The sequence below is a fragment of the Aeromicrobium sp. PE09-221 genome (assembly GCF_002174305.1).
Classification (GTDB): Bacteria; Actinomycetota; Actinomycetes; order Propionibacteriales; family Nocardioidaceae; genus Aeromicrobium.
In genome coordinates, this window is sequence record NZ_MIJB01000020.1 from 82599 (window position 1) to 95342 (window position 12744).

General features: G+C 69.1%; 7 protein-coding genes and 1 pseudogene. 6 read left to right on the forward strand and 2 right to left on the reverse strand.

Annotated elements, in window-relative coordinates; genetic code table 11:
- Positions 1–11: 11 nt before the first annotated feature.
- From BHE97_RS11250 to BHE97_RS11265, 4 genes are read left to right on the forward strand one after another with little or no spacing between them, the layout of a single operon-like run.
- Positions 12–1115, forward strand: a complete 1104-nt coding sequence (locus BHE97_RS11250) for an energy-coupling factor transporter transmembrane component T (RefSeq protein ID WP_087624125.1) — start codon at positions 12–14, stop codon at positions 1113–1115.
- Positions 1112–2704: an ABC transporter ATP-binding protein gene (locus BHE97_RS11255; protein ID WP_087624126.1), complete on the forward strand. Its 1593-nt coding sequence runs from the start codon at positions 1112–1114 to the stop codon at positions 2702–2704. Before BHE97_RS11250 ends, BHE97_RS11255 begins: the two co-directional genes overlap by 4 nt.
- Positions 2698–3492 (forward strand): ECF transporter S component, encoded by a 795-nt coding sequence (locus tag BHE97_RS11260; protein WP_087624127.1) that lies wholly within the window; start codon positions 2698–2700, stop codon positions 3490–3492. Before BHE97_RS11255 ends, BHE97_RS11260 begins: the two co-directional genes overlap by 7 nt.
- A complete protein-coding gene (locus BHE97_RS11265) occupies positions 3489–4115 on the forward strand; it encodes a hypothetical protein (RefSeq protein ID WP_087624128.1) in 627 nt (208 codons plus the stop codon). The genes BHE97_RS11260 and BHE97_RS11265 overlap by 4 nt, the downstream gene beginning before the upstream one ends.
- 12 nt (positions 4116–4127) lie before the next feature.
- Here BHE97_RS11265 and BHE97_RS11270 read toward each other — a convergent pair whose 3' ends face one another.
- A complete protein-coding gene (locus BHE97_RS11270; protein ID WP_087624129.1) occupies positions 4128–5798 on the reverse strand; it encodes a sigma-70 family RNA polymerase sigma factor in 1671 nt (556 codons plus the stop codon).
- Between the two features lie 101 nt (positions 5799–5899).
- Between BHE97_RS11270 and BHE97_RS11275 the strand changes: the two genes are divergently transcribed.
- Together BHE97_RS11275 and BHE97_RS11280 are read left to right on the forward strand one after the other, a co-directional pair.
- Positions 5900–7294 carry a helix-turn-helix transcriptional regulator gene (locus BHE97_RS11275; RefSeq protein ID WP_087624130.1) on the forward strand — a complete coding sequence of 465 codons (1395 nt, stop codon included), beginning with the start codon at positions 5900–5902 and terminating at the stop codon, positions 7292–7294.
- Positions 7295–7431: 137 nt separating this feature from the next.
- Positions 7432–11622 carry a DUF5979 domain-containing protein gene (locus BHE97_RS11280; protein ID WP_140400104.1) on the forward strand — a complete coding sequence of 1397 codons (4191 nt, stop codon included), beginning with the start codon at positions 7432–7434 and terminating at the stop codon, positions 11620–11622.
- A 321-nt stretch (positions 11623–11943) separates the two neighbouring features.
- On the opposite strand, the pseudogene BHE97_RS20710 reads toward BHE97_RS11280, so the two are convergent.
- Positions 11944–12596: pseudogene (locus BHE97_RS20710) on the reverse strand (transposase); the annotation flags it as partial.
- Between the last annotated feature and the right edge of the window lie 148 nt (positions 12597–12744).

Here is a 12744-nt window from a genome sequence, read left to right on the forward strand (position 1 = left end):
GGGTCAGGACCATGGTCGTCGCGACTACCAGCCCCCCGCAGCGCCGACAGCGTCGTGCTCGCGACCTCCACCCCGGCGCGTGGTGGATCTGGGCCCTCGGCCTGGCCGCGACGGCCTCCGCCACCACCAATCCGGTCGTCCTGAGCCTGGTGATCGCGGTGACCTGTCTCGTCGTCGTCAGTCGGCGCGGTGATGCCCCGTGGGCCCGCGCCTTCCGTTTCTACCTCTGGTTCGGTGCGGTCATCGTGGCGGTGCGTGTGCTGTACCGGCTGGTCTTCGGGGGAGGGTCGGTCATCGGTGACACGGTGCTGATCCCCTTGCCCGAGATCCCGCTGCCCGATGTCGTCTCGGGTATCCGGCTGCTGGGCGATGTCACGTCGACGGCGGTGCTCGCCGGTCTCTACGACGGTCTGCGGCTCGCGGCGGTCGTCATCTGCGTCGGTGCCGCCAATGCCCTCGCCAATCCCAAGCGACTGCTCGCCTCGGTGCCGCCCGCACTGTACGAGGTCGGGACGGCGCTGGTCGTCACGATGTCGGTCTTCCCGCAACTCGCCGAGAGCGTGCAGCGGGTCCACCGGGCACGGCGTCTGCGCGGCGAGCCCGGCACGGGGATCGGGGCGATGCGGCGGCTCGTCGTGCCCGTGCTGGAAGACGCGCTGGAGCGATCGATGACGCTCGCCGCGGGCATGGACGCCCGGGGCTATGGACGCGCCGGCACCGCCTCGGTGCGGGCGCGCGCGGTGACCGGAGGATTCCTGCTCGCCGGGCTGTTCGGACTGTGCGTCGGCACCTACGCCTTCCTCGACCAGACGGCCCCGAGATGGCTCTCCTGGCCGGTCCTCGCCGGCGGCATCGGCTGTGCCGTGATCGGCTTCCTGCGTGCGGGGGAGCGGGTGCAGCGCACGCGATACCGCCCGGACCGGTGGCGCGGCCCGGAGCTGATGACCGCGGCCTGCGGCATCGTCGCCGCCGTCGGCATGCGTTTCGTCGACCCGGCCGCGGCCTTCCCCTCGCTCACCCGGATGCCGGAGGTCTCGATCCTGGCACTGGCGGCCGTGCTCGTGACGGCCGTGCCCGCCTTCGCGACCCCCGAACCGCGGCGGGTGATCCGATGATCGAGGTCATCGACGTCTCCTTCGCCTACGACGGTGCTCCTTTCCGGGTGCTCACCGGAGTGGATCTGACGATCGGCGAGGGTGAGCTCGCGCTGGTCGTCGGTCGCACCGGATCGGGGAAGTCGACGCTGTTGGGTGTCTTCAACGGTCTGGTCCCGCACTTCACCGGCGGGACGCTGCGCGGGGATGTGCGCATCGACGGAACCTCCGTCCTCGGGCGACCGCCGCGCGAGCTGGCCGATCTCGTCGGCTACGTGCCGCAGGATCCGCTGGACGGCTTCGTGACCGACACGGTCGAGGAGGAGCTCGCCTACGGCATGGAGCAACTGGGGTTGAGCCCGTCGACGATGCGGCGCCGGGTGGAGGAGACCCTCGACCTGCTCGGCCTGGCGGATCTACGCGATCGCGCGTTGCGGACGCTCTCGGGAGGACAGCAGCAGCGCGTCGCGATCGGATCGGTCTTGACGATGCACCCGCGCGTCCTCGTGCTGGACGAGCCGACCTCGGCACTGGACCCCACAGCCGCCGAGGACGTGCTCGCCACGGTCGCCCGTCTGGTCGATGACCTCGCGCTCACCGTGGTGGTCGCCGAGCATCGGATGGAACGGGTCATCCCCTTCGCCGACCAGCTCGTCGTGGTCGAGGACGGCACCGTGCGCAGCGGGCCTCCGGCCGAGCTGCTGCGGGACTCCCCGGTTGCCCCGCCCATCGTGGACCTGGGACGTCTCGCCGGATGGGACCCTCTCCCGCTCTCGGTGCGTGAGGCGCGCAAGCGGGTGCGCACGGAGCCCTTCGTGCTCACCGAGCCCGAGCCGCGACCGGTGCCGCGTGGACCGGTGGAGCTGATCGCTCGCGGCATCGACGTCGGCTACGGTCCGGTCGTCGCCGTCGACGCGGTGGATCTGGAGGTGCGGACCGGCGAGATCTGCGTGCTGATGGGCCGCAACGGATCGGGCAAGTCGTCATTGTTGTGGGCCATGCAAGGCACCGGTCGCCGGGACGCGGGCACGGTCGCCATCGGTCCGGACGGGACCGATCCGTCCGATGTCCCCGCGGGTGAGGCACGGATGCTCGTCGGACTCGTGCCGCAGACGGCCGGTGATCTGCTCTACCTCGAGGACGTGGCCGAGGAGTGCGCCGCCGCCGACGAGCAGGCCGGAGCACCGTCGGGCACCTGCCGGGAACTGCTCGACCGGCTGGCGCCCGGCATCGACGGCATCCGTCACCCGCGTGACCTCTCCGAGGGTCAGCGTCTCGCGCTCGTGCTGGCGATCGTCCTCACCGCCCGTCCTCGTGTGCTCGCACTCGACGAACCCACGCGCGGCCTCGACTACCCGGCGAAGGCCGAGTTGTCGCGGGTGTTGCGCGAGCTGGCCGAGGATGGGCACGCCGTACTCCTCTCGACCCATGACGTCGAGTTCGTCGCACAGGTCGCCGACACGGTCGTGGTGCTCGCGGACGGTGAGGTGGTCTCGGCCGGCGCCGTCCGCGATGTGCTGGCGGAGTCGCCCGCGTTCGCGCCGCAGGTGGCCAAGGTCCTCGGACCACAGTGGCTGACGGTGGCGCAGGTGGAGCGGACGCGATGGTGAGTCCCGGCGTCCCCATCGGCCGCAGATCCGCAGCCGTCCTGGCTCTCGCCTCTCTCGCGGGCATCGTCATGTTCTGCTGGCCGCTCATCCTGCGCCCGTCCGATGACGCGACCCGCGTCGATCAGCCCTTCCTGTTGATGGTCCTGCTGCCCGTCATCGCGCTGGTGGTGCTCGCCGAGCTGTCCGAAGGCGGCATCGACTCGCGCGCCCTGGCGATCCTCGGGGTCCTGACCGCGGTGAACGCGGCATTGCGCACCCTCGGCGCCGGGACCGCCGGTATCGAGCTCGTCTTCTTCCTGCTGATCCTGGCCGGACGGGTCTTCGGCCCGGGCTTCGGCTTCGTCTTCGGGTGCACGACGGTATTCGCCTCCGCACTGCTGACGGCCGGAGTGGGGCCGTGGCTGCCGTTCCAGATGATGTGCTCCGCCTGGATCGGCATGGGGGCGGGACTGCTGCCGCATCGCCTCCGCGGCAAGGCGGAGATCGCGATGCTCGCGCTCTACGGCGTGATCTGCGCCTATCTCTTCGGCCTGCTCATGAACCTGTCCACCTGGCCCTTCGCGATCGGCATCGACTCGGGGGCCCTGTCCTTCGTGCCGGGGGATCCGCTGCTGGAGAACCTCCGGCGCTTCGCGGTCTTCTTCCTGCTGACCTCCACCGGCTGGGACACCGGGCGCGCCATCACCAATGCCCTGCTGATCGTCGTCCTCGGTCCCGCCATCCTGCTCACCTTGCGCCGGGCGGCCCGCCGGGCGCGCATCATCCCCTTCGAGAGGAACCCCACATGAAGCGACTGATCGCCGCTGCTGCCCTCGTCCTGCCCGGCCTCGTCGCCGTCGCCGCGCCGTCCGCGGCGCAGAGCGAGTGCGAGGATCCGGCCGATATCCCGATCCTCGTCGACTACGGTCCGCTGGAGGCGGAGCAGCAGGTCGTGTGCGCCGAGGGCGCCGCCCAGATGTCGGCGCTCGCCGCGATCACCGGTGCCGGGGTGGACCTGGAGGGCACCACGGAGTACGGCGACAGCGTGGTGTGCCGGGTCGAGGGCCGTCCGGGTGCGGATGTCGAGTCCTGCGACTCGATGCCGGCCGGGGACAGCTTCTGGGGGTTCTACATCGGCTCCGACGGCGCCTGGGAGTTTGCCCAGCAGGGGGTGGACCAGCAGATCCTCGAGGAGGGTGAATTCGTTGCGCTGGCCTATGGCGACGGCACCGCGGCACCGGCCACGGCTCCCGATGAGGAGCTGCGTCAACAGGCGCGGGAGGCGGGCGTCGAGTCCACGCCCGCCGACGATGCCGCGGCCGAGGATGCCGAGGACGAGGCCAGCGACGTCGGCCTCATCGCCGGCTCGATCGTGGTGCTCGTGGTCGTCATGGCGGCGATCGTGGTCGTGCTGCGCCGCCGTCGCAGCTAGTCGGCCGCGCCGTCAGAAATACGCCGTGACCCGCGGGGAGCCTTCGAGGGGAGACCACAGTTCGACGGTGCCCCGCGGTTCCACGAGGGTGAGCAGTTCGAGGGTGAGTGTCGGTACGGACGTTCCCGGTGTCCACTCCAGGGAGCAGTCGATGGCACGCGTACCGAAGTGCAAACCCTCACACACCCAGCCGCCGTCCGGGGAAGCCGGCCAGATGCCCCGCTCCAGCCGGATCGTGGCGTTGAGCGTGATCGGGGTTTCGCCCCTGCCGCTGGCGTGGGCGATGACAACGAGGGATCGGATCAGCTGGCCGCCCAGTGCCGCTTCGACGCTCAGCTCGTCGAGCTCGGGCTCCGGCTCCGGCTCGGGCTCCGGCTCCGGCTCGGGCTCGGGCTCCGGCTCGGGCTCGGGCTCCGGCTCGGGTTCGGGTTCGGGTTCGGGCTCCGGTTCGGGCTCCGGTTCGGGCTCCGGTTCCGGTTCCGGTGGAGTCAGTGGAGTCGGCTCGGGCTCGGGCGGTGCCGACCGAGTCGGGATGTCGCGGTTGATATCGGCGGGCCCGCCTGGGGGCAGGGCGGTCTCATGGGGTGTCGTTCCGGTCACCGGAAGCACCGGCGGCGTGATGAGCGCTGCCGGCGCGAGGTCCGATGGATCGGTCCCTGCGGTCGTTGTCGGCGGGTTCGCGCCGGGTGCAACTGGGGTCCCTACCGGTCCATTCGGAGCGGCGGCGGTTGCCGGCGAAGGAGCGCTATCGGATATCTCCATCACCGACGCGGCTGCTACCGCGACGGCGGCGGCCACGGCGACCGTCGCTGTCGCGAGACCCGCCGGTTGAGTCATCCACTGACGCAGACGCGGACGTGGAAAGGCGGCGAGGATCGCTCCGGCCGTCCCACCCGGGGCCGCCCACGCCGCGGTCGAGATGCCGCCGAAACCGGTGAGCACCACGGGCCAGGTCCAAGCACCGAGCTGCGTATTGATCGTCGTCAGCTGGTGATAAAGGGCGGCGCATTCGGCGCATTCGTCCAGATGGCGCATCGCTTTGGAGCTGCCCGATGAGCCGAGTCCGCCCCGAACGAGACTGCTGAGCCGATCGCGTGTCCAACGGCACGGCAGTTTCTCAGTGGGAGTGACGTGTCCGCTCAGATAGCCGCGACGCAGAGCCTCGCGTGCGCGGTGGGCCCATGTCGAGACCCGGGGGGCGGGCACGCCGAGTCGCTCGGCGACCTCCGCGACGGATAGATCCTCGACATCCAGGTACCAGAGCACCTCGCGCCACCGCTTCGGCAGACCGTTCAAGGCCTCGGCCGCCCGGCGCTCGTCGACCGGGTCGAGGAGCTCGTGCGTGTGCGGTTGGTCGAGCAGCCAGTCGCGATCCGAGCTCGGCGTCTCGCGGTTCCCGGTGCGCTGGTGGTCCAGATGCAGTCGCCGGACGGTGGTGGCCAGATAGCCGAGGACATTGCGGTCCGGCCCGCGACCTGCGCGCAGAGCAGTGAAGACCCGGGTGAACGCCTCGGAGACGAGATCATCGGCACGGCCGGGGTCGAGGGCCAGGGCCACGCGCCGCAGGGCGGGCGAGTGCTGTCGATAGAGAGTGTCCATCGCCTCGGTGTCGCCGCCGCGGACGGCATCGAGCAGGACTTGGTCATCGAAGGCGAGAACCACGAGTACTCCCAGCGTGGACATGACAGGGCCAGCGCTCCCGATCGCTGCTCCCACTATAGAAGGTGATGTAGATCACTTCGGTAGTGGCGTCAGATCCACGGCGGTCGCCCGTCTTGTTGTTGATGAGTTCCTACGGTGATCGCCCCCTGGTCCTGGTGATCGATGACCCCTCCGCCCTGCCAGACCAGATATGGCAGGCGCTGGAGGCCGCCGGTGCGCGCGCAGACTCGCGTCTCCTTCGTGCTCTGCACACCGGTGATGCAGAGGAGGCCGAGCGCCTGCTGGGGGCCTGCGGTCCCGCACTGGTGACCGACCATCCCGGACTGCTGTCCCGATGGCACGACGACGCCTGGGCGCGGGAGAACGCCGGTCCGCGCCTCCAGTGGGCCCTCTGGCTCGATGGAGGCGCCCTCCCACGTCCGCTCGGCAGGGAACGTGGTCCCGACCGCCTGCTCGCGCGGGCTCTGCGCTGTGAGATCAGTGCCGCCCGGGGCCAGGTGATCGCGAGGACCGATGCCTCGGCGATCGCGGTCGCCGTGCAGGATGCTCCACGCCAGGTGTGGGAGGCACTCGGTCCCTGGCGCGCTGCCGTGCACGCCGCTTGTGCGCGCCAGCTCACCGTCGAAGGGAAGACCGGAGAGGCTCTCACGACCCTCGCGGTGGGGCTCTCCGTCGCTGGAGACGATGGAGCCCGTCGAGAGCTCAGCGGCTTGGCGGTCTTCGTCGCGGCCGTTCACGGTGACCTGGTGGAGGCGCGCCGCCACCGGCAGACGGTTCCCGAGGTCTCGGGCGGCCATCGCGTCGATCCCACGCTCGCGGCCGCGGATGCCCTCATCGCCCTCGAGGCCGGAGATCACGCCGCTGCTCGCCGGATCCTCGAACGAGCAGGGGACCGTCATCGCGATCTGCGTATGGCGAAGGCATTCCTCCTGGTGGCCGATGGCGACCCGCAGGCAGCCGCGGCCCTTCGGTCGACGATGAACGGCACCCATCCTCTGCTGCGAGCCCTCGATGACGCCGCCGCCTCCGGCGGAGCCGGAGCACCGCCTCGACTGGTCGATCTGTCTCTTGCGCAGGATGCCCCGCGTCCGCGGTTGCACGCCGCCGTCCGCGAGTTCGCCGCCGCCCGGCGGTTCGCCGGTCCCACGACCGCCGCCGTCCTGGCGCAACGTATCGCCGATCTGGCTGCGATGCACGGGATGAGCTGGCCGCTCGGGCTGCTCGACGGCGAGGACGGAGACGCCCTTGCCGGCCTGCTCGGACGACACGCACCGTCATTCCTCCCGGCTCCTGCTATGGCGCAGCTCACCGATGCTGAGGTCGAGGTGCTGCGTGAACTCGCCGCCGGAGGCACGGAGGCGCAGATCGCCCGTCGGGTCTTCCGCTCGGTCAACACGATCAAGACGCAACGCCGGTCGCTGTACCGGAAGCTCGGCGTCTCGAACCGGGCTGATGCCGTCGCCCTCGCTGCGCAGTGGGGCATCGCTCCGGCGAGTCGCGGGGTGGACCGGGGGTGAACTTTCGTCGAGATCCGCCGAACCAACGGTTCCCGGCCAGAGAAATAGGATCGGCCGTCGGTATCGGGGACCGAGGAGCTTCCTCGGATAAGAGCAGTGAACGTCATCCATCGATCGATTTAGGGAGTAGTACTCGTATGAGATCCCCGCAGGCCTTCTTCACGGCTGCCACCGCACGCAGGGGAAGGTCCGCCCGCGCGCATGGTGCGCCGGGACGAGCGCGTCGTCTCCTGATGGTGTTCCTCGCGGCGCTGGTCGCCGTCGCGGGCACCGTCGTCACGGCGGGCACCGCCAGCGCGGCTCCGAATCCGCGCATCATCGTCGACGACGTCGAGTTGAGTTGGGACGGTGACGGGCAGGTCGAGATCGGCGATGTCCTCCGACTCGACGGAACCTGGGATGCCAGCGATGCCGATGCGACATCCGGCGACACCTTCTACGTCGGTCTGCCGCCCGAACTGCACTTCGATGCCGCCGTTCCCTTCGATCTGCTGGGCCAGGACGGTGAGATCTGGGGCAGCTGCCTCACCGACCCGGCGAGCGACCAGGCCGTCTGCACGCTCAACGAGCGCGTCGACGAGTGGGATGGCGCGCGCGGCACCTTCTGGTTCGAGGTCACGGCGAATCAGCGGACGGATGCCGAGACCGTCATCATCGACGGCAATGGCGAGGATCGACCGGTCATCGTGCCGGGCGAGGGTGGCATCGGTGATGGCATCGAGCTCCCTGGCGAGGTCTCGAAGTCCGGAGTGATGAACGGCAATAACTGGTCGATGACCTGGACCGTCGACGTGCCGGGTGCCAACATGGCCGGCCAGGACACCGTCACCATCGTCGACAGGCTCGGCGCCGGGCACCAGCTGTGCGAGGACCCCGCTTTCCGGGTGCAGACCGTCCGTGGCGAGACCGTGAACGATGTGTCGGGCATCGCCGCCTTCGACGGTCAGGCCGGTGACACCGAGTTCGGCATCGTCCTCACCGCACCCGAGGGTGGTTTCGCCGCCGATGTGATCTACCGGATCACGTACCGCACCTGCACACCGGACGGTCAGATCGATCCGGCCGGGACGACCTATGACAACACGGCTGAGGTCGAGGGCTGGGGTGACGCGGGAATCGGCACCGACGAGGTGACGAATCGTCCCTGGCGCCTGGACATCGGCAAGTCCGGCAGCGTCCTCGGGGGAGCCGAGCGCAACGGCAAGATCCGCTGGACCATCGAGATCCCCGGCAGCAAGCTGGTCGGCGAGGACGGCTTCTCCCTGACCGACACGCTCGGTGGCGAGCACGTGCTCTGCGAGGACACGGTCTCCGGCATCCAGATCTTCGAGCGTTACGGGCCCAGCAACGATCGGCGCACCAACATCACCGACCAGCTGATCGCGACACCCGTGGGCACGCCCACCGACACCTCCTTCGCGGTCGACTTCGCGATCGCGAGCGGCTCGGATCTCGAGTTCAAGGACTCGGACTGGCGCTACGTCATCGAGTACACGACCTGCGCCACGGCCGAGGGGCTGCCCGAGGGCGGAACGCCGTTCACCAACTCCGCGAGCATCGACGGCGAGGTCGTGACCGGCGACACGCAAGTGCCGGGCCGCTCGCAGGGCAAGGGCGGCGGCATCAACGGCGGCGTCGTCGAGATCGGCGATGAGGACTACCTGCCGCAGACCACCATCAACTGGAATGTCCGGATCCCGGGCGAACTAGTGGACGGCGAGGAGTCGCTGACGATCACCGACACGCTGAGCAGCACCCACCAGGTCTGCGAGGGCGGCGAGGATTACGCCGAGTCGCTGCGACTGCGGGTCCGCGCGCTCGACCAGATCGATGGCGGTGGGCTGAGCCCGATCGAGCTGACCGGCTCGACCGGGGTCGACTACGACGCGGACACCCGTCAGCTCACTTTCACGCTCGATCCGGCGGACGGCTTCAGCCGTGAGTACCAGTACTACATCGAGTACACGACCTGCACCACCAGCGGTGGTATGGACGCCCCGGGCACCGAGTACAGCAACGACATCGAGTTCGGCACTACCCAGTGGAACCGTACGGTGACGCAGAACAACCGCGCCGGTGGCACCGGTGAGGGCGTCAACCGCGGCTCGATCTCGATCTCGAAGGACCTCGCCGATGTCCCGGGTGCAGAGTTCGTGCCCGATGGCACGATGTTCACCGTGCACGTGGCGGAGATCGATCCGTCCGGCGTGACGCAGCACGAGTACGACCTTCAGGTGCCGCTCGACGGCGACCCGGTGAGCGGTTTCACCCCGCGCGGCCACGGATGGACCTTCGAGCTCTCCGAGCCGACCTTCCCCTCGGTCCCGGGTGTCCTCTTCGGTGCCCCGGTGTTCGCCGAGTCCACGGGCGTCACGCCCTCGGACGACGGCGCGACCGCGGTCGCCGAGATCACTCCGCGGACGAATATCGCCGTACAGCTGACGAACACGACGCAGCTGGGCGGTCTGGAGATCGTCAAGGAGATCGACGGCCCCGCCGCGGGACTGGTGGCTGAGGATCAGGAGTTCCTGATCAACGCCGCGATCGATGTCAGCGCCATCGGGGACGGCTTCCCCGCACAGCCCGACCGTCAGTTCGCGGTCACCGCGGGAGAGCCCTACCAGCTGGAGGACCTGCCGGTCGGGGCAGTGGTGACCTTCTCGGAGGCCCTGCCCACCGATGACGACGTACTGACCTGGCTCCCGGTACAGATCAGCCCCGAGACCATCGAGGTCACCGCTGATCACGTCGCCGAGCCGGCGACGATCACCGTCACCAATACGGTCGAGCGCACGGTCGGCACCTTCGCCCTCGCCAAGCAGGTCACCGGCGACCAGGCGGACAATCCGGCGGTTCCCGAGACGGTCGAGGTCACCGCGACCTGGACCGAGGAGGGTGGCACGCAGCAGAGCAAGGTGCTGAACCTGCCGACCGACGGCACCGCCGTGCCCTTCGACGAGCAGCTGCTCATCGGCACGCGGGTCACGCTGACCGAGACGCCGCTCGAGGATGGCTCGAGCATCGTCTGGGGCACGCCGGTCTGGTCCGGTGACGGGGTCGCCATCGATGGCGGTTCGGCCGTCGTCACGGTGAGCCGCGACGCCGAAGCTCTGGTCACCGTGGAGAACCATGCCGCCACGTCCACGGCGGGTCTGAGCCTGCTCAAGGGCGTCGCGGGAGAGGCGGCTGGCGAGGTCGGCGACGATGCGGAGTTCCCCGTCACGGTGTCGTGGACTGATGCCGATGGCGAGGAGCAGACCCGTGAGCTGATGATCAATGCTCAGCAGCCGGTTGAGTTGGGTGAGGAGTTGCCCGCCGGCACGGTCGTGACGATCACCGAGGGTGACGCTCCCTCGATCGACACCGTCATCTGGGATGCGATCACCATCAACGGGGACGATGTCACCGACAACGGCGACGGCAGCGCCACCGTGGTGGTCTCCGATCAGCAGAACGATGTCACGCTCGTGACGGTCACCAATGAGGCCACCTGGGCACCGGGCACGTTCTCGGTCAGCAAGGAGCTGACGGGCGTGTCTCCGGATCACGGCGATGTGCCGGAGACGTTCACGGTCATCGCTAGCTGGCTCGACCAGGAGGGTGTCGAGCGGACCAAGGAGCTGACGGTGCCTGTCGACGGCGCCACCGTTCCGCTCGATGAGGATCTCCCCCACGGCACCGAGGTCGCACTGAGCGAGCTGCGTCCGGAGGACTCCGCGAGCTTCATCTGGAACCGTCCCGTGTGGACCGGCGACCGGGTGACGACGCACGATGACGGCACAGCCGTGGTCGTCATCGGGGCCGCAGACGATGCCGCGGTCGAGCTGGCCAATTCGGTGACGGCGCTGACAGGCAGCGTGGAGCTGACCAAGGCCCTCGATGGCACGGGCGCCGATGAGGTCCCGTCCGACGCGTCCTTCCCTGTGCGGGTCTCCTGGACCGATCTCCAGGGTGTTGAACAGCACCAGGACGCGCGGATCACTGCCGGCACGCCGGTCGTCATCGACGGCATCCTCCTGGGCGCCGAGGTCACCGTGACCGAGTCGGCGGGAGACGCCGACGTGCCGGGCAACATCCTGTGGTCCGGGGTCCAGTGGAGCTCCGATGACGTCAGCCTGTCGGTGCATGAGGGCGACAAGGCCGCCGGGTTCACAATCGTGGGCGGGGAGGGCGCGAAGGCTGCGGTCACCGTGACCAACTCCTTCGACGATCTCGGCACGATCCCGAATGCCGGGGCCCCGGATGGCGTCCTATGGCTCGTCCTGGCCGGACTCGTGGCACTGGCGGCCGGGGGTGGACTCATGGTTCAGCGTTCGCGCCGGCACTGAAAGACCCCCACGGCGCGGGTTAAGCTCCCGAGGCGCCCGCGCCGTGGGCCCATCACATGACCGAGCATGTGAGGGAGGGGCGACCGCCGTGGTGGATCCATCCATCTACCACGGCGGTCGTTGCATGCTGCCGCACGTTTCGGACCCGACACGAACGAGGAGACGCGTACGTCCTGCACGGGTGATGAGCGGACGGGTTGATCCTGGGTGACGTCCCGCAGTGTGGTGGAGTTTCTCGACACCGTGCGGGTCAGTGGTTCGATTCTATGCCGCGTCGATCGCGGCGACCATCGGGCCGGTGACCTTGGGCACCTTCGCGAGGGACTCCGTGTCGCCGATGTCGAACCCCAGGACCTCCCGGTGGCCGTCTGCGGCGACACCGACCGCGACCACAATGGCCTGGGACACGACACGGGGACCGACCCGAGCCTTGCAGTAGGTCGCATCGACGAACACATACGGATAGGTCGTGGCATTCAGCGGGCGCTCTCCGAAGGCGGCGACGTCTTCGTCCGGATTCGCGCAGATCCTGGAGACCTCGGACTCGCTGATCCCGGTGTCAGCGCCCAGCGCCCGCACCAGGTCGTCGACCTTGCGCGTGCTAATGCCGTGGACATAGGCCTCCATCACGACTGCGACGCCCCCAAACACTCCGTGCAGGGCGGTACCCCCAGCGCCTGATCGACCCGGCGCCTGCGTTCCAGCAGCGAGGGGAAGAACGATCCGGCACGCAGCTGCGGGATCCGCAGATCCACCTGACCGGCCGTCGTGGTGACCGTCTTCGGCCGCGTCCCGTTACGGTGCGTGGTCCGATCAACAGAGCGTTCGAACGGGGCCGCGCCGATCACCGCAGCCGCCTCGGCATCAATCAACTCCTGATAGAGCTTCTCGGTCGCGACACGGACCCGATCAGTCACATCGGTTGAGCGAAGTTCCCCGAGTAGCTCGAGGAGGGCAGACTGGCCAAGAGCCATCGTGCGTTGTGTCCCATCTGTGAGTTCCTTGGTCGGTTCTCACTGACCATCGCACGATGGCTCACCTCATCGAGGCCAAGACCGAGAACCACATCACCCCACGGCACGCCACCTGATCGCGGAACCGTCGCGGCCTCCAGGGAAGGCG

Excerpts from the sequence above, each read along its gene's own strand:
- BHE97_RS11250 (WP_087624125.1), top strand. The coding sequence starts at position 12 with ATGGTCGTCGCGACTACCAGCCCCCCGCAGCGCCGACAGCGTCGTGCT.
- BHE97_RS11255 (WP_087624126.1), top strand. The coding sequence starts at position 1,112 with ATGATCGAGGTCATCGACGTCTCCTTCGCCTACGACGGTGCTCCTTTC.
- BHE97_RS11260 (WP_087624127.1), top strand. The coding sequence starts at position 2,698 with ATGGTGAGTCCCGGCGTCCCCATCGGCCGCAGATCCGCAGCCGTCCTG.
- BHE97_RS11265 (WP_087624128.1), top strand. The coding sequence starts at position 3,489 with ATGAAGCGACTGATCGCCGCTGCTGCCCTCGTCCTGCCCGGCCTCGTC.
- BHE97_RS11270 (WP_087624129.1), bottom strand. The coding sequence starts at position 5,798 with ATGTCCACGCTGGGAGTACTCGTGGTTCTCGCCTTCGATGACCAAGTC.
- BHE97_RS11275 (WP_087624130.1), top strand. The coding sequence starts at position 5,900 with ATGAGTTCCTACGGTGATCGCCCCCTGGTCCTGGTGATCGATGACCCC.
- BHE97_RS11280 (WP_140400104.1), top strand. The coding sequence starts at position 7,432 with ATGAGATCCCCGCAGGCCTTCTTCACGGCTGCCACCGCACGCAGGGGA.